General features: G+C 49.6%; 15 protein-coding genes. 6 read left to right on the top strand and 9 right to left on the bottom strand.

Annotated elements, in window-relative coordinates; genetic code table 11:
- Window positions 1-587: 587 nt before the first annotated feature.
- Both alaA and yfbR read left to right on the top strand, forming a co-directional pair.
- Complete coding sequence (gene alaA, locus A7090_RS08975; RefSeq protein ID WP_000074527.1) at window positions 588-1,805, top strand: alanine transaminase AlaA; 1,218 nt, start codon at window positions 588-590, stop codon at window positions 1,803-1,805.
- Between the two features lie 83 nt (window positions 1,806-1,888).
- A complete protein-coding gene (yfbR, locus tag A7090_RS08970) occupies window positions 1,889-2,488 on the top strand; it encodes a 5'-deoxynucleotidase (RefSeq protein ID WP_105273756.1) in 600 nt (199 codons plus the stop codon).
- Window positions 2,489-2,594: 106 nt separating this feature from the next.
- On the opposite strand, the gene A7090_RS08965 is transcribed toward yfbR, so the two are convergent.
- From A7090_RS08965 to yfbV, 4 genes are all read right to left on the bottom strand, one after another.
- The gene (locus A7090_RS08965) at window positions 2,595-4,427 is read right to left on the bottom strand and encodes an SLC13 family permease (protein WP_105273755.1); all 1,833 of its coding nucleotides are present in this window, start codon (window positions 4,425-4,427) and stop codon (window positions 2,595-2,597) included.
- Between the two features lie 87 nt (window positions 4,428-4,514).
- Window positions 4,515-5,165, bottom strand: coding sequence for a hexitol phosphatase HxpA (hxpA, locus tag A7090_RS08960; RefSeq protein ID WP_105273754.1), 651 nt, complete (start codon window positions 5,163-5,165; stop codon window positions 4,515-4,517).
- 10 nt (window positions 5,166-5,175) lie between these two features.
- Window positions 5,176-5,670, bottom strand: coding sequence for a YfbU family protein (locus tag A7090_RS08955; RefSeq protein WP_105273753.1), 495 nt, complete (start codon window positions 5,668-5,670; stop codon window positions 5,176-5,178).
- A gap of 257 nt (window positions 5,671-5,927) precedes the next feature.
- Window positions 5,928-6,383, bottom strand: coding sequence for a terminus macrodomain insulation protein YfbV (gene yfbV / locus A7090_RS08950; protein ID WP_000106627.1), 456 nt, complete (start codon window positions 6,381-6,383; stop codon window positions 5,928-5,930).
- 337 nt (window positions 6,384-6,720) lie between these two features.
- Here yfbV and ackA point away from each other — a divergent pair, with 337 nt between their 5' ends.
- The 3 genes from ackA (at window position 6,721) to yfcC (ending at window position 11,852) form a co-directional block, all read left to right on the top strand.
- Window positions 6,721-7,923: an acetate kinase gene (gene ackA, locus A7090_RS08945; RefSeq protein ID WP_000095707.1), complete on the top strand. Its 1,203-nt coding sequence runs from the start codon at window positions 6,721-6,723 to the stop codon at window positions 7,921-7,923.
- A gap of 74 nt (window positions 7,924-7,997) precedes the next feature.
- Window positions 7,998-10,142, top strand: a complete 2,145-nt coding sequence (gene pta, locus A7090_RS08940; RefSeq protein WP_105273752.1) for a phosphate acetyltransferase — start codon at window positions 7,998-8,000, stop codon at window positions 10,140-10,142.
- A 189-nt stretch (window positions 10,143-10,331) separates the two neighbouring features.
- Window positions 10,332-11,852 carry a putative basic amino acid antiporter YfcC gene (gene yfcC, locus A7090_RS08935; protein WP_105273751.1) on the top strand — a complete coding sequence of 507 codons (1,521 nt, stop codon included), beginning with the start codon at window positions 10,332-10,334 and terminating at the stop codon, window positions 11,850-11,852.
- Between the two features lie 42 nt (window positions 11,853-11,894).
- On the opposite strand, the gene A7090_RS08930 is transcribed toward yfcC, so the two are convergent.
- The 5 genes from A7090_RS08930 to A7090_RS08910 all read right to left on the bottom strand — a co-directional run bounded on the left by A7090_RS08930 (window position 11,895) and on the right by A7090_RS08910 (window position 15,879).
- Window positions 11,895-12,848, bottom strand: coding sequence for a transketolase family protein (locus A7090_RS08930; RefSeq protein ID WP_105273750.1), 954 nt, complete (start codon window positions 12,846-12,848; stop codon window positions 11,895-11,897).
- Complete coding sequence (locus A7090_RS08925; protein WP_105273749.1) at window positions 12,841-13,671, bottom strand: transketolase; 831 nt, start codon at window positions 13,669-13,671, stop codon at window positions 12,841-12,843. Before A7090_RS08925 ends, A7090_RS08930 begins: the two co-directional genes overlap by 8 nt.
- Complete coding sequence (locus A7090_RS08920) at window positions 13,668-15,056, bottom strand: PTS ascorbate transporter subunit IIC (protein WP_105273748.1); 1,389 nt, start codon at window positions 15,054-15,056, stop codon at window positions 13,668-13,670. Before A7090_RS08920 ends, A7090_RS08925 begins: the two co-directional genes overlap by 4 nt.
- A gap of 22 nt (window positions 15,057-15,078) precedes the next feature.
- A complete protein-coding gene (locus tag A7090_RS08915) occupies window positions 15,079-15,351 on the bottom strand; it encodes a PTS sugar transporter subunit IIB (RefSeq protein ID WP_105273747.1) in 273 nt (90 codons plus the stop codon).
- 84 nt (window positions 15,352-15,435) lie between these two features.
- On the bottom strand, window positions 15,436-15,879 hold the full coding sequence (locus A7090_RS08910; RefSeq protein WP_105273746.1) for a PTS sugar transporter subunit IIA: 444 nt from the start codon (window positions 15,877-15,879) through the stop codon (window positions 15,436-15,438).
- A 247-nt stretch (window positions 15,880-16,126) separates the two neighbouring features.
- On the opposite strand from A7090_RS08910, the gene A7090_RS08905 reads away from it, so the two are divergent.
- On the top strand, window positions 16,127-17,146 hold the full coding sequence (locus A7090_RS08905; RefSeq protein WP_105273745.1) for a LacI family DNA-binding transcriptional regulator: 1,020 nt from the start codon (window positions 16,127-16,129) through the stop codon (window positions 17,144-17,146).
- Window positions 17,147-17,149: the final 3 nt, after the last annotated feature.

The following is a 17,149-nucleotide window of genomic DNA, read 5'->3' as shown; positions in this document are numbered from 1 at the left end:
GCAACGGTGAAGCGGCATCAAGAGCAGGGAACCGTCATTTATGTGAGCATTTTACCCCAAAAACCTTTTATTTATAAGGGTCATTGCGAATTATCTGATGCAAAGTTATGTTATGTTAGGCAAAGTAATCTTCTATTATTAATAAGCACAACAAAACCTTTTTGAATATTAAATAATAATTAATTAGCATCACCCACATTCATTAATTTCGCTTAACAATAGTTTCACGCCTTGCCCCCATTGCGACACATCGGAAATCATCACGCGGTTAAACTCTCCGTAATGCGGAAATATCATCATCCTTTCATTAGAGATTTCTTAAACGAGGCATTTTGACACAATTATCACACAGATAAAAAAACCAAAATCAGAATTAAAAACCAGAACAAATCACTATTTATTACCAGTTATTAAGCATACACCACTCATTATTTTGCCATTATTAAGCCATAAACAGCACAATCAAGCCTTCTCCTCTGGCAAAATCTTATTCTGCAGACCTTCAAAACACCGTCCTGGGGGAGTACATTGTTCTAAGCTGACTTCCACGGCAGGGAGTGGCGATAACAGCAAAAAGGTCAAGATTCATGTCACCCATTGAAAAATCCAGCAAATTAGAGAATGTCTGTTACGACATCCGTGGTCCGGTGCTGAAAGAAGCAAAACGCCTGGAAGAAGAAGGTAACAAGGTACTGAAACTGAACATTGGCAACCCTGCCCCGTTCGGTTTTGACGCGCCAGATGAAATCCTCGTTGACGTGATACGCAACCTGCCTACCGCTCAAGGCTATTGCGATTCCAAAGGTCTTTACTCCGCGCGTAAAGCCATCATGCAGCACTACCAGGCTCGTGGCATGCGTGATGTTACCGTGGAAGATATTTACATCGGCAATGGTGTATCGGAGCTTATCGTTCAGGCAATGCAGGCATTGCTGAACAGCGGGGACGAAATGTTGGTTCCTGCACCTGATTACCCACTATGGACCGCAGCGGTTTCGCTCTCCAGCGGTAAAGCAGTGCATTATCTTTGCGATGAATCCTCTGACTGGTTCCCGGACCTCGATGATATTCGCGCTAAAATTACGCCTCGTACGCGTGGGATCGTTATTATCAACCCGAACAATCCAACCGGCGCGGTATATTCCAAAGAGCTTTTAATGGAGATTGTAGAGATTGCACGTCAGCATAATCTCATTATCTTTGCCGATGAAATTTATGACAAGATTCTCTACGACGATGCCGAGCATCACTCAATTGCGCCGCTGGCACCTGATCTGCTGACCATTACCTTTAACGGATTGTCGAAAACGTACCGCGTTGCAGGCTTCCGTCAGGGGTGGATGGTGTTGAACGGACCGAAAAAACACGCCAAAGGCTACATCGAAGGTCTGGAAATGCTGGCTTCAATGCGCCTGTGTGCTAACGTTCCTGCGCAACACGCCATTCAGACCGCGCTGGGCGGTTATCAGAGTATCAGTGAATTTATTACCCCAGGCGGGCGTCTTTACGAGCAGCGTAACCGTGCGTGGGAGTTGATCAACGATATCCCGGGCGTTTCCTGCGTGAAACCGCGCGGTGCGCTGTACATGTTCCCGAAAATCGATGCCAAACGCTTTAACATTCACGACGATCAGAAAATGGTGCTCGATTTCCTGTTGCAGGAAAAAGTCCTGCTGGTGCAAGGGACGGCATTCAACTGGCCGTGGCCGGATCACTTCCGCATTGTCACGCTACCGCGTGTCGATGATATCGAGCTGTCTTTGAGTAAGTTCGCGCGTTTCCTTTCTGGTTATCATCAGCTGTAATCTTAATTTCACTGCCGGAGATTGCATCCGGCAGTGTTATCCCGCCACAATGACCTGATGATGTCATCATACGTAAGGTCACTATGAAACAGAGCCATTTTTTTGCCCACCTCTCCCGCCTGAAACTCATTAACCGCTGGCCGCTAATGCGCAACGTGCGGACGGAAAATGTGTCCGAACACAGTTTGCAGGTAGCGATGGTCGCCCATGCGCTGGCAGCCATCAAAAATCGTAAATTTGGCGGTAATGTCAACGCCGAACGCATCGCTTTGCTGGCGATGTACCACGATGCCTCAGAAGTGCTCACAGGCGATCTCCCTACTCCGGTGAAATACTTCAATTCGCAAATCGCTCAGGAATACAAGGCTATTGAAAAAATCGCTCAGCAAAAACTGGTCGATATGGTGCCGGAAGAGTTGCAGGATATCTTCGCGCCGTTGATTGATGAGCATGCGTATAGCGATGAAGAAAAATCGCTGGTGAAACAGGCAGATGCACTGTGTGCATATCTGAAATGTCTGGAAGAGCTCGCGGCCGGGAATAATGAATTCTTGCTGGCAAAAACGCGGCTGGAAGCAACGCTTGAAGCGCGCCGCAGTCTGGAGATGGACTACTTCATGGAAGTATTTGTTCCCAGCTTCCATCTTTCACTCGATGAGATTAGCCAGGATTCGCCACTGTAAGATGCGGCGTCAACGCTTTATCCTGCCTACATTTGGATTTGATTTGTAGGCAGGATAAGACGCGTTTGCGTCGCATCAGGCATTGCGCACCGGATGCGACATCTCATTAAAACGGAAACAGCATCGGGATCATCACCACGCAAACCACCATCACGATAATGGTGAACGGAACGCCAAGCTTCACAAAATCACTGAAGCTGTAATTTCCCGGACCTAAAACCAGTGTGTTAACGGGTGAAGAAACGGGCGTCATAAAGGCGGCAGATGCTGCCATCGCCACGACCATCGCAAATGGATAAGGCGACACCCCCATCGTTTTGGCAGCAGCCAGCGCAATCGGAGCCATCAACACCGCCGTCGCGGTATTAGAGATAAATAGCCCAATAACCGCCGATAAGACAAACAAACACCCCAGCATCATATGTGGCCCGTAGCCGCCGCCAATGTCCATCAACCCTTTCACTGCCAGCGCGACACCGCCCGTTTTCTGTAATGCCACAGCAAACGGCATCATCCCGACTATCAAAATAATGCTTGGCCAGTGAATGGATTTATAGGCGCTTTCAGCATCGATACAGCGGAATTTCCCCATCAACAGGCAGGCGATGATAGCGGCAACAGGATTAGGAATTTCATCAGTCAGCATTAACGCCACCATTAGCACCAGACAGAAAATGGCATGGGGTGCCTGGCTGTGCGCGGGCGATGCTTCACTCACCTCTTCCGGTAAGTTCAGCGCTACGAAGTCGCGGCCCTGTTTGGCCAGCATACCGATCAGTTTCCAGTTACCCACAACCAGGATGATATCGCCCAGCAGCAGAGGCTCATCCGCCAGCGAACCTTCCAGCGCCACGCCATTGCGCTTTAGCCCCACCACATTCAGTCCGTAGCGGGTACGAAAACCAATTTCGCGCACCGATTTACCAATAAGTTCTGACTCAGGAATTAATGAAATCTCTGCCATGCCCACATCAAGGGCCTGGTCAGAAAAATACTCGCCGCGCAGTACCATCGGCTCCAGCAATTGCTCACTACAAAATTGCCGGAGATCGACATCAGCCGCAGACATATCAATAAGCAAAACGTCACGCGCGCGAAATTCAGAAACCCCATTAACGTTCACGATAACGCGACGAAAACGCCGCCAGCGTTCAACACCGATGACGTTAGCGCCATAACGTTCACGTAATTTGAGATCGTCCAGTCGTTGGCCAATCATTGGCGAACCGGGACGAATAGCCAAACGACGCGCACGGCCGGTAAGTCGATATTCACGGATAAGATCACGGAACGTACGACGCTTCCAGCCTTCGCGCTGCGGGGTCTGGGTATCCCCTTTCAGCATGAAACGCATCACTAGCATATATAAGATGCCCAGAATCAATACGACCAGGCCGATGGGCGTTACGCTAAAGAAACTAAAACCATGATAGCCTTCACGCAGCAATTCACTGTTGACCACCAGGTTTGGCGGCGTCGCCACCAGCGTCATCATGCCGCTTATCAGCCCGGCAAAACTTAACGGCATCATCAGACGGGACGGCGACGTTTGCATGCGCATCGCAACGCTTAACACCACGGGAATAAAGATAGCGACGACGCCGGTTGAACTCATAAACGCACCAAGCCCCGCGACGGTCAGCATCAACAAAACCAACATTTTGATTTCACTGTTGCCCGCCACTTTGACCAGCCATGTTCCCATTACGGTAGCAACACCGGTACGGACCAAGCCATCGCCAATAATAAACAAGGCGGCAATCAGGACTACGTTGGGATCGGAGAAGCCAGAAAATACTTCGGAGACCGTCAGCGTTCCGCTTAATGCAAACGCGACAATAACAAACAAAGCGACCGCATCCATACGCACTCTGCCCGTCGCAAACAAGACGATGGCAACGGCCAGTAATGAAAGAACCCAAATCAATTCACCGTTCACAACTTATCCTTGTTAATTGAGGGGGGATGGCTTGATTCTGCCATAAAAAAGCCCCAACGAAATGGGGCTAAATCATGATCAGGTGTTTCACTGAATAATAACATCACCATTTGGCTGTTTGGTCACAGTAATTTGCTCCAGACTGTGAAGGACAAAATCGACCTCATTCAGGCGCGGGGTATCTGCCGGAGCGTTAACTGCAATTACATGGCAACCCGCGGCCAGGCCGGAAAGCACGCCAGCAGGAGCATCTTCTACCACCACACACTCCTGCGGCGCAAGCCCCAGCAGCTGCGCACCTAACAGATACGCATCAGGCTCTGGTTTTCCGCGCTTCACCCGCTCAGCGGTCACAAACACCTCTGGCGCAGGAAGTCCGGCTATTTTATGGCGCGCTCGCGCTACCGGCATGGAGCCAGAAGTCACAATGGCCCACGGAATACCTGCTTTATTCAAATGATTGAGTAAGGCAATTGCCCCCGGAAGCGCGGTAATACCTTCGGTTTCCGTGGCCTCGATTTGCTCCAGACGTGTAAACTCGGCGGCAATGTCTGCCTCGGATTTGCCCACCATAAAATGGCGCAGAGAGGTAATCGCCTGTTTACCATGAATGAAAGCCAGAACCTCTTCCGGTGCTAACCCATGACGTCTGGCCCAGTTGCTCCACGCCTGCTCTACCGCAGGCAGGGAATCCACCAGCGTTCCATCAAGATCAAACAGAAAACCTTTGCACCGCACGCGGGCCTCCTCAGGCGTTGATAATTTGATTAATTTCGTTGGCGCTCAGATGGTACTGACGCGGGCAGGCATGCCACACATTAAGCATGCGCTGATATTTTTCCCACATTGGCGTCTGGGCGTTAAAACCGTGTGTTCCGGCGTCAAAATGGGTATAGCGCCCTTCTACGTTAACCATAAAGCGGACATAACCGAGGTAACGCGCTTCAGTGGCGACGTCAAAGCCGAGGAAGGTGACACGACGTTCATCGATGGATTGCTGGTCCTGCAAATTAGACCAGGAAACATGCAACGCATGATACATCTCCATAATGTCGATGATGGTGCGGCAGGTTTCTTCTTTCAGCTCGCCAAACTCGCGATCCAGTTCACGCATCTGTAATCCATAACCACGCTCAATGATTGTTTGCAGGCGGCGGTAACGTTCAGCATTTGCCGGATCGAGCATCGTCATCATTTTGTACTGGTTAGACAAAATAAGACGTTGCGCGTTGGTCATTTCCATTGTGGGCTCCTGTATCACTCTACTACGGTGAAAAAAAAGAAGGCTTATCTATGCCTTCTGAAAATGATGACAAACGCAAAATTGCCTGATGCGCTACGCTCATCAGACCTACGTAATCTCTGCAATCTATTGAAACTGCATATTTTTGTAGGCCGGATAAGGCGTTCACGCCGCATCCGGCATGAACAGAGCGCACTTTGTCAACAATCTGAGAAGGCTTATCTATGCCTTCTTTTATATGCGTAATCAGGGGTCAATTACAAATCATCAAGGAAAGTTTTATCCAGTTGTTTGAAGGCGCGCTTAAGCGTGTCAGCTAATGCCTGGTAATCCGGTTTGCCTTCGACGGGTGCCAACACCTGTCCAGACTCCTGCAATTTACCGCGAACTTCATAAAACCAGTTGAGGATTGCAGGGGGTAATGGCGTTACTGAACGCTTGCCCAGCCACCACAATCCCTGCATGGGTAAACTTAAGGCGAACAGCGCAGTGGCAACTGCCGGTCCAAGCTGGCCGCCCAGGGCAATCTGCCAGCAGAGAGTAAACACGGCGATCGGCGGCATAAAACGGATCGCATAGCGCGTCATCTTGATAACGCGATTTTCAACAAAGACCGGGGCAAGGCGTTTTTCCAGCGGCCACGTCTTTGAGTAATGCTGTCCCCGGCGAAACAAACTAAAAAAATTAACAGAACGATTATCCGGCGTTGACATGCCTCACCTCAACTTCACATATAAATTTTTCAAAAATTTGTGCAAATTCACAACTCAGCGGGACAACGTTCAAAACATTTTGTCTTCTATACCCACTATCAGGTATCCTTTAGCAGCCTGAAGGCCAAGTAGTACATACTCATTGAGTCGTCAAATTCATATACATTATGCCATTGGCTGAAAATTACGCAAAATGGCATAGACTCAAAATATTTTTTCCATCATGCAAAAAAAATTTGCAGTGCATGATGTTAATCATAAATGTCGGTGTCATCATGCGCTACGCTCTATGGCTCCCTGACGTTTTTTTAGCCACGTATCAATTATAGGTACTTCCATGTCGAGTAAGTTAGTACTGGTTCTGAACTGCGGTAGTTCTTCACTGAAATTTGCAATCATCGATGCAGTAAATGGTGAAGAGTACCTGTCTGGTTTAGCCGAATGTTTCCACCTGCCCGAAGCACGTATCAAATGGAAAATGGACGGCAATAAACAGGAAGCGGCTTTAGGTGCAGGCGCCGCTCACAGCGAAGCGCTCAACTTTATCGTTAATACTATTCTGGCACAAAAACCAGAACTGTCTGCGCAGCTGACTGCTATCGGTCACCGTATCGTACACGGCGGCGAAAAGTATACCAGCTCCGTAGTGATCGATGAGTCTGTTATTCAGGGTATCAAAGATGCAGCTTCTTTTGCACCGCTGCACAACCCGGCTCACCTGATCGGTATCGAAGAAGCACTGAAATCTTTCCCACAGTTGAAAGACAAAAACGTTGCAGTATTTGACACCGCGTTCCACCAGACTATGCCGGAAGAGTCTTACCTCTACGCCCTGCCGTACAACCTGTACAAAGAGCACGGCATCCGTCGTTACGGCGCGCACGGCACCAGCCACTTCTATGTAACCCAGGAAGCGGCAAAAATGCTGAACAAGCCGGTAGAAGAACTGAACATCATCACCTGCCACCTGGGCAACGGTGGCTCTGTTTCTGCTATCCGCAACGGTAAATGCGTTGACACCTCTATGGGCCTGACCCCGCTGGAAGGTCTGGTCATGGGTACCCGTTCTGGTGACATCGATCCGGCGATCATTTTCCACCTGCACGACACCCTCGGCATGAGCGTTGATGCTATCAACAAACTGCTGACCAAAGAGTCTGGCCTGCTGGGTCTGACCGAAGTGACCAGCGACTGCCGCTATGTTGAAGACAACTACGCGACGAAAGAAGACGCGAAGCGCGCAATGGACGTTTATTGCCACCGCCTGGCGAAATACATCGGTGCCTACACTGCGCTGATGGATGGTCGTCTGGACGCTGTTGTATTCACCGGTGGTATTGGTGAAAATGCCGCGATGGTTCGTGAACTGTCTCTGGGCAAACTGGGTGTGCTGGGCTTTGAAGTTGATCATGAACGCAACCTGGCTGCACGTTTCGGAAAATCTGGTTTCATCAACAAAGAAGGTACCCGTCCTGCGGTGGTTATCCCAACCAACGAAGAACTGGTTATCGCGCAAGACGCGAGCCGCCTGACTGCCTGATTTCACACCGCCAGCCTAGCTGGCGGTGCTGTTTTGTAACCCGCCAAATCGGCGGTAACGAAAGAGGATAAACCGTGTCCCGTATTATTATGCTGATCCCTACCAGAACCAGCGTCGGTCTGACCAGCGTCAGCCTTGGCGTGATCCGTGAAATGGAACGCAAAGGCGTTCGTCTGAGCGTTTTCAAACCTATTGCTCAGCCGCGTGCCGATGGCGATGCGCCCGATCAGACCACGACTATCGTGCGTGCGAACTCTTCCACCACGACGGCCGCTGAACCGCTGAAAATGAGCTACGTTGAAGGTCTGCTTTCCAGCAATCAGAAAGATGTGCTGATGGAAGAGATTGTCGCGAACTACCACGCTAACACCAAAGACGCTGAAGTCGTTCTGGTTGAGGGTCTGGTCCCGACACGTAAGCACCAGTTTGCCCAGTCTCTGAACTACGAAATCGCTAAAACGCTGAATGCGGAAATCGTCTTCGTTATGTCTCAGGGCACAGACACCCCGGAACAGCTGAAAGAGCGTATCGAACTGACCCGCAACAGCTTCGGTGGTACCAAAAACACCAACATCACCGGCGTTATCGTTAACAAACTGAACGCACCGGTTGATGAGCAGGGGCGCACTCGCCCGGATCTGTCCGAGATTTTCGACGACTCTTCCAAAGCTAAAGTGAACAACGTTGATCCGGCGAAGCTGCAAGAATCCAGCCCGCTGCCAGTTCTCGGCGCTGTGCCGTGGAGCTTTGATCTGATCGCGACTCGTGCAATCGATATGGCTCGCCACCTGAATGCGACCATCATCAACGAAGGCGACATCAATACTCGCCGCGTTAAATCCGTCACTTTCTGCGCACGCAGCATTCCGCACATGCTGGAGCACTTCCGTGCCGGTTCTCTGCTGGTAACGTCCGCAGATCGCCCTGACGTACTTGTTGCCGCTTGCCTGGCTGCGATGAACGGCGTAGAAATCGGTGCCCTGCTGCTGACTGGCGGCTACGAAATGGACGCGCGTATTTCCAAACTGTGCGAACGTGCTTTCGCTACCGGCCTGCCGGTATTTATGGTGAACACCAACACCTGGCAGACTTCTCTGAGCCTGCAGAGCTTCAACCTGGAAGTTCCGGTTGACGATCACGAGCGTATCGAGAAAGTTCAGGAATACGTTGCTAACTACATCAACGCTGACTGGATCGAGTCTCTGACTGCCACTTCCGAGCGCAGCCGTCGTCTGTCTCCACCAGCGTTCCGTTATCAGCTGACTGAACTGGCGCGCGAAGCGGGCAAACGTATCGTTCTGCCGGAAGGCGACGAACCGCGTACAGTTAAAGCAGCCGCCATCTGTGCTGAACGTGGTATCGCAACTTGCGTACTGCTGGGTAATCCGGCAGAGATCAACCGCGTTGCAGCGTCTCAGGGTGTAGAACTGGGGGCAGGCATCGAAATCGTTGATCCAGAAGTGGTTCGCGAAAGCTATGTTGGCCGTCTGGTCGAACTGCGTAAAAACAAAGGCATGACCGAAACCGTTGCCCGCGAACAGCTGGAAGACAACGTGGTTCTCGGTACGCTGATGCTGGAACAGGATGAAGTTGATGGTCTGGTTTCCGGTGCTGTTCACACCACCGCTAACACCATCCGTCCACCGCTGCAACTGATCAAAACCGCACCGGGCAGCTCTCTGGTATCTTCCGTGTTCTTCATGCTGCTGCCGGAACAGGTTTACGTTTACGGTGACTGTGCGATCAACCCGGACCCAACCGCAGCACAACTGGCAGAAATTGCGATTCAGTCTGCCGATTCTGCCGCGGCCTTCGGTATCGAGCCGCGCGTTGCTATGCTCTCCTACTCCACCGGGACTTCTGGTGCGGGTAGCGACGTAGAAAAAGTTCGCGAAGCAACTCGTCTGGCGCAGGAAAAACGTCCTGACCTGATGATCGACGGTCCACTGCAGTACGACGCTGCGGTAATGGCTGACGTTGCGAAATCCAAAGCGCCGAACTCTCCGGTTGCTGGTCGCGCTACCGTGTTCATCTTCCCGGATCTGAACACCGGTAACACCACCTACAAAGCGGTACAGCGTTCTGCCGACCTGATCTCCATCGGGCCGATGCTGCAGGGTATGCGCAAGCCGGTTAACGACCTGTCCCGTGGCGCACTGGTTGACGACATCGTCTACACCATCGCGCTGACTGCGATTCAGTCTGCACAGCAGCAGTAATCTCGTCATCATCCGCAGCTTTGCGCTGCGGATACCTGAACCGGAAATAGTCACTATTTCCGGTTTTTTATTCTCTTAATTTGCATTACTACATTCTGATTATCCTGCTAAGCTGCGCTGCATCAATGAATTACGCAATCTCACTTTGCATACTTACCACTTTGTTTTGTGCAAGGGAAAATTTGCGCTATGTCCGCAATCACTGAATCCAAACCAACCAGAAGATGGGCAATGCCCGATACGCTGGTGATTATCTTTTTTGTTGCTATTTTAACCAGTCTCGCCACCTGGGTAATTCCGGTGGGGATGTTTGACAGTCAGGAAGTGCAGTATCAGGTTGATGGTCAAACAAAAACACGCAAAGTCGTAGATCCACACTCATTTCGCATTCTGACTAACGAGGCAGGCGAACCTGAGTATCACCGCGTACAGCTGTTCACGACGGGCGATGAACGTCCCGGTTTAATGAACTTCCCGTTTGAAGGGTTAACCTCAGGATCGAAATACGGTACAGCCGTTGGCATCATCATGTTTATGCTGGTGATTGGCGGCGCGTTTGGCATCGTGATGCGTACAGGAACTATTGATAACGGCATCCTGGCACTTATTCGCCATACACGCGGAAATGAAATTCTCTTTATTCCTGCGCTGTTTATTCTGTTTTCACTTGGCGGCGCGGTATTTGGGATGGGGGAAGAGGCCGTCGCCTTTGCCATTATCATCGCACCGCTCATGGTCCGGCTGGGCTATGACAGTATTACCACCGTCCTGGTGACCTATATCGCCACACAAATCGGTTTTGCCAGTTCGTGGATGAACCCGTTTTGTGTGGTCATTGCTCAGGGGATTGCCGGCGTTCCGGTACTTTCCGGCTCCGGCTTGCGCATCGTGGTGTGGGTTATCGCTACGTTGATTGGCCTGATCTTTACCATGGTGTACGCCGCACGAGTGAAAAAGAATCCTCTCCTGTCACGCGTGCATGAGTCCGACCGCTTTTTCCGTGAAAAACAGGCTGATGTTGAACAACGTCCATTTACCTTTGGTGACTGGCTGGTATTGATTGTCCTGACCGCCGTAATGGTCTGGGTGATTTGGGGCGTAATCGTTAATGCCTGGTTTATTCCAGAAATTGCCAGCCAGTTCTTCACAATGGGTCTGGTGATTGGCATCATCGGCGTTGTTTTCCGCCTTAACGGCATGACGGTTAATACCATGGCTTCATCCTTTACCGAAGGGGCGCGAATGATGATCGCCCCTTCCCTGCTGGTGGGTTTCGCCAAAGGGATTTTGCTGCTGGTCGGTAATGGTGAAGCGGGTGATGCCAGCGTGTTAAATACCATCCTCAACAGCATTGCCAATGCCATTAGCGGTCTGGATAACGCGGTCGCGGCCTGGTTTATGTTGCTCTTCCAGGCGGTATTTAATTTCTTCGTGACGTCCGGTTCTGGTCAGGCAGCGTTAACCATGCCGTTACTGGCACCGCTTGGCGATCTGGTCGGTGTTAACCGTCAGGTTACCGTGCTGGCGTTCCAGTTTGGTGATGGCTTCAGTCACATCATTTACCCGACCTCGGCTTCGTTAATGGCGACGCTCGGCGTTTGCCGGGTGGACTTCCGTAACTGGCTGAAAGTGGGCGCGACACTGCTTGGACTGCTGTTTATTATGTCCAGCGTGGTGGTGATTGGTGCTCAGTTGATGGGCTACCATTAAGTCGAAAATCCCCTTGCCAGTCTCTCTGGCAAGGGGAACTGATTACAATAACTCTCTGGCTGCCGCCACAATATCATGTGCGGTTAATCCGTACTCTCTCTGTAAAAAGTCCTGAGTTCCTACCTGACCATAGCGTTCCTTCACGCCCACGCGACGCATCGGTACTGGGCAGCTTTCGACCAGAACCTCCGCAACTGCAGACCCCAGACCATTGTGAATACTATGGTTTTCACAGGTCACAATACGCCCGGTTTTCTCGGCATAATTTCTAATTAACATGCGATCAACAGGTTTAAGGGTAAACATATCAATCACTGCGGCACTCACACCGCTCTGTTCCAGTTGACGCGCGGCCTCCAGGGCCTCCGCTACCATAATGCCATTAGCAATCAGCGTAATATCAGTGCCTTCACGCAGGACGTTGCCTTTACCAATAGAAAATGTTGTTCCTGGCGCATAGATACTTGTCGCTTGCTTACGGATCGTACGAACCCAGTAAAACCCATCAAGATCCACAAGTTGGCGTAAAATATCACTAAACATCACCGCATCGGTCATTTCCAGCACGACCGAATGCGCCAGCCCACGTACAATCCCCATGTCTTCAAACGACATATGTGTTCCACCGTTGTGACAAGCAGTAACACCTGCATCGGAAGCAATCACTTTGACATTGCCACGTTGGTAATCAAGCGACATAAATAACTGATCAAAACAGCGACGGCTGGCAAATGCGGTAAAGGTATGCACAAATGGCTTGCGACCAGTCAACGCCAGACCTGCTGCTGTACCAATAACGTTGGCTTCCATAATGCCGCAGTTGATTACCTGCTGTGGATAATCCCGCGCCACGCTATCCATTGCCATGGAGCTCATTAAATCTGCTTCAAGAGCAATGACAGCACCACCAGCCTCAATCTGCTGCGCGATGAATCCGGCATAGACTTTGCGCATTTCAATACTGTCTTTTTGTCCTGCAGGTGCGAGCTTAATCATGCATGGCCTCCAGTTGACGAATAGTTTCGTTTAGCGTCTCCTTTATTTCTGGCGTCAGACGCAGGTGATGAGAATTGCTAAGTTGCTCAAGGTACGGCACGCCCTGCCCTTTAATGGTATCAAGGACGACAATAAGTGGTCTGGCATCTGTCGGCCTGACAGGTTTCACTACCTGCACTAACTCATTAATGTCATCGCCTTTTACCGTTATGACATCAAAACCAAAAGCACGGAATTTCGCTTCTAAATCAAATGGATTGATAATCTTATCCAGTTCGCCATCAAGTTGTTGTTTATTCCAGTCGATGAAAACCGTGAGATTATTCAGCCGATGGTGAGCAATAAACTGGAAGGCTTCCCAGCATTGGCCTTCGTTAAGCTCTCCGTCACCGACAATACAAAAAACCCGATTACTGCGGCCCGCCAGTTTATGGGAGAGCGCCATCCCACCGGCAATAGATATCCCCTGCCCCAGCGATCCTGTGGTGACATCAACACCGCGAGTTTTTAGTCTGTCGGGATGACTTGGTAAGCGCGTACCGTTCTGATTTAAGGTACTTAATTCTTCCAGAGGAAAATAACCTTTCAGCGCCAGAGTGCTATAAAGGGCCGGCCCTGCATGTCCTTTCGACAACACAAAGTAGTCGCGCTCAGACCAGTCAGGGTCCGCAGGATCAATTTTCATCACTACGCCATACAGTACCGCCAGTGTTTCAACCACCGACATACAGCCGCCATAATGGCCAAAGCCAAGATGATTCAGCGATTTAAGTGTTTCTGAGCGAATATCCCGTGCAAATTGAGTGACTTCTCTGACATTCATGATTTATCTCCACTCGTTTCTTGCGCCTGAGTAGCAACTTTGTTTTTAGCAAAAATATTCCAGGCGACCAGCAATGCAAACAGCGCCACCACAAGTCCCGTAATCGCAAAAGGAGAGAGATATCGCGCAAGGTTGCCGAGAACGATCCCGATAGCGCCAAAATCCGCATCAGAAAACGTGGTATTGGCAAATCCAATCGCCCCGAGAACAGGCAGTAACAACACGGGCAGGAACGTAATCAATAACCCATTCGCAAACGCCCCGATCATTGCACCGCGACGTCCTCCCGTGGCATTACCAAACACACCCGCAGTTGCTCCGGTAAAGAAGTGAGGCACAACGCCAGGGAGAATTAACACCAGATTCATCTGGCCCAACAGAAATAACCCTACCAGACCGCCAAGAAAGCTAAACAGAAACCCTACCAGCACCGCATTTGGCGCATAGGGATACACGACCGGGCAATCGAGAGCCGGACGTGCGTTAGGCACCAATTTTTCAGAGAATCCCGTAAATGCAGGTACAATTTCCGCGAGGATTAAACGCACACCTTGCAGAATGATAAATACCCCTGCGGCAAAGGTAATGGCCATGATGATGGCGTAGACCAGGTAGTTCTGACCGCCACTGAACTGGCTTTCGACATACTCACGACCGGCACTGATTGCCATGATCAGATAAATGACCATCATCGTCAGGGAGATAGAGATAGAACTGTCGCGCAAAAAACTCAGATTTTTCGGTAAGTTCATCTCTTCTGTCGAGCGAGAACCTTTACCGCACACACTACCAATCCAGCCTGAAAGGACATACCCCAAAGTACCAAAGTGCCCAAAAGCGATTTCATCGTTACCAGTAATACGCCTCATATAACGTTGGGCCAACGCGGGGAAAAATGCCATCACCAACCCCAGAATCAGCGACCCGGTAAAGACCAGTGAAATCCCTTCAAAACCCGCCACCGTAAGAATTACACCAATCATGCAGGCCATATAAAAGGTGTGGTGCCCGGTCAGGAAGATATATTTCAGGCGGGTAAAGCGGGCAACAATAATATTAGCCACCATACCAAATGCCATAATAAGTGCCGTCGATGCGCCATATTTCTCCAGCGCAATAGAAACAATAGCCTCATTATTTGGAATGATGCCTTGAATATTAAACGCATGTTCAAACATACTACCCAGTGGATTTAACGATCCCACCAGGACTGTTGCGCCACCGCCCAACACAATAAATCCGAGAATAGTTTTGATTGTGCCTTTAACAACATCAGAAAAAGCTTTTTTCTGGGCAACCAGACCAATTAAGGCAATCAACCCAACCAGTACCGAGGGTACTTTCAGGATATCAACAACAAAATTCAGCGTTTCAAGGATAAACATATCCACCTCGCTTCAATTAGAATTATCGTTTGGCGAACCAGTTGCGCAGTTGCGTTTCGAGTTCATTAATATCAATGATGTTGTTGATAACCACCAGTTGACTTTCCGGCACGCTGGCACTGGCGGCAATATCTTTCGCCATCACAAACAAGTCGGCTGCGCCTGGAGTTGCGGATGAAAGATCGGAGTGTTCCACTTCCGCATCTATCTCCATTTTTTTCAGGATCTTTTTAATATTCATTTCAACCATAAAACTACTACCAAGCCCTGACCCGCAAATAGCCATGATTTTCATTGTATTCACCATTTTAAATTGTAGAAGTTCCCATTGCGCAATAGCGTAATGTTATGTTGTAAAAATACTAAATAGGTAACGCAATCAGAATCGTGAAATTATCTCTTTTATTTCCTCTAGTGTGTTAGCCTGGTGTAATGCCCGTAAATCTTTTTCGCTTGAGAATAACTCTGCCAGTACTGAAATCATTTCTATATGGCTGTGGTTATCCGGTGCGGCAAGCAAAATAATGATATCTACTGGGTCAAACTCTTTCGCATTAAAACCCACGCCTTTTTCAAGTTTTAATAACGATAACCCTAATCCTTTAGCCCCTTCTTCTGGTCGTGCATGAGGCATCGCCAACCCTGGCGCCAGAACATAATAGGGTCCCAATTCTTCATGCTGTTTTTTTATTGCAGTAAGATAATCCTTTGTAATTAGTCCGGCGTCCAGTAGCGGTCTGCCACAAATATCCAATGCCTGTTGCCAGGAATCGACACTCTTACGCAATGCAATTGTTGAATCAGAAAGCCAGGTATTAAGCACTTGTCCTCCTCATTTTCCGTGTCAATGCGCAGACTTTAAGCAAGCAACGGTGGCATATCTGAGATCAATCTCACAAAGATAGCGCTATCAAAATGTATCATTCATATTTGTGATAGCGCTATCAAAACGGATTTCACTGAAATCCAAGCTTCTGGCAGAAATTAAGGGGTATACTCTGCTACCAACAGGAAGCCGTCGATGACAAGCAAAAAAAATCTCCATATGTAGTCACTGAGCAGGATTTTGTATGGCAATAACCCGAAAACGTCGCAGTACAGGTAAAGTCACTATCGCCGATGTCGCGCAACTCGCGGGCGTTGGCACAATGACTGTATCCAGAGCGTTACGTACGCCTGAACAAGTTTCCGATAAACTACGAGAGAAGATTGAAGCCGCTGTAAATGAACTAGGGTATATGCCTAATCTCACTGCAAGTGCGTTGGCATCAGCATCTTCTCGCACTATTGCGATGGTCGTACCAAATCTGGCCGAAGCGGGATGTACAGAAATGTTTGCCGGACTACAACATGTGCTACAGCCTGCGGGATATCAGATAATCCTGGCCGAGTCACGCCACCGCCTGGAACAAGAAGAAAAACTGCTGGAAACCCTGCTGGCTTCGAATATCGCCGCAGCAATTTTGCTCAGTGTTGAGCATAGCGATACCGTGCGCAACTGGCTCAAAAATGCCTCAATTCCCGTTATGGAAATCGGTGCCATTCGTACCGACCCGATTGATATGAACATTGGTATTGATAATGTCGCTGCGATGTTCGAACTGACGGATATGCTGGTACAACGTGGTTATCAGAATATCGGCCTGCTGTGCGCTAACCAGGAACAGTGGATCTTTCAGCAACATTTACAGGGATGGTATAAAGCCATGTTGCGCCATCATATGTCTCCCAACCGCGTTATTAACGCCGCTCTGCCACCGGTCTTTTCCACCGGAGCGTCACAATTGCCAGAATTTTTACTCGCATGGCCGGAACTGGATGCTCTGGTATGTGTGTCTGATGAGCTGGCCTGCGGTGTTCTGTATGAGTGTCAACGAAGACGTATCAAAGTGCCTGACGATCTCGCCGTAGTAGGATTTGGCGACAGTGACGTTAGCAAAGTTTGCCAACCGCCGTTAACAACAATGGCGGTTCCTCATCGGAAAATTGGTCTGGAAGCAGGGAAGGCTTTACTGGAACGAATAAAAGAAGGTAACTGGAGCGATCGAAAACCCATCGCTCCCAGTTTGTGCTTGCGAGAAAGCTGCTGAAAC

This window comes from Escherichia sp. MOD1-EC7003 (genome assembly GCF_002965065.1).
Lineage (GTDB): Bacteria > Pseudomonadota > Gammaproteobacteria > Enterobacterales > Enterobacteriaceae > Escherichia.
The sequence above is the reverse complement of the archived record's forward strand: the minus strand, read 5'-3'. Positions and strand labels throughout refer to the sequence as shown.

Coding starts and splice junctions, on each gene's coding strand:
- alaA (WP_000074527.1), top strand. CDS start 588: ATGTCACCCATTGAAAAATCCAGCAAATTAGAGAATGTCTGTTACGAC.
- yfbR (WP_105273756.1), top strand. CDS start 1,889: ATGAAACAGAGCCATTTTTTTGCCCACCTCTCCCGCCTGAAACTCATT.
- A7090_RS08955 (WP_105273753.1), bottom strand. CDS start 5,670: ATGGAAATGACCAACGCGCAACGTCTTATTTTGTCTAACCAGTACAAA.
- yfbV (WP_000106627.1), bottom strand. CDS start 6,383: ATGTCAACGCCGGATAATCGTTCTGTTAATTTTTTTAGTTTGTTTCGC.
- ackA (WP_000095707.1), top strand. CDS start 6,721: ATGTCGAGTAAGTTAGTACTGGTTCTGAACTGCGGTAGTTCTTCACTG.
- yfcC (WP_105273751.1), top strand. CDS start 10,332: ATGTCCGCAATCACTGAATCCAAACCAACCAGAAGATGGGCAATGCCC.
- A7090_RS08930 (WP_105273750.1), bottom strand. CDS start 12,848: ATGATTAAGCTCGCACCTGCAGGACAAAAAGACAGTATTGAAATGCGC.
- A7090_RS08925 (WP_105273749.1), bottom strand. CDS start 13,671: ATGAATGTCAGAGAAGTCACTCAATTTGCACGGGATATTCGCTCAGAA.
- A7090_RS08920 (WP_105273748.1), bottom strand. CDS start 15,056: ATGTTTATCCTTGAAACGCTGAATTTTGTTGTTGATATCCTGAAAGTA.
- A7090_RS08915 (WP_105273747.1), bottom strand. CDS start 15,351: ATGAAAATCATGGCTATTTGCGGGTCAGGGCTTGGTAGTAGTTTTATG.
- A7090_RS08905 (WP_105273745.1), top strand. CDS start 16,127: ATGGCAATAACCCGAAAACGTCGCAGTACAGGTAAAGTCACTATCGCC.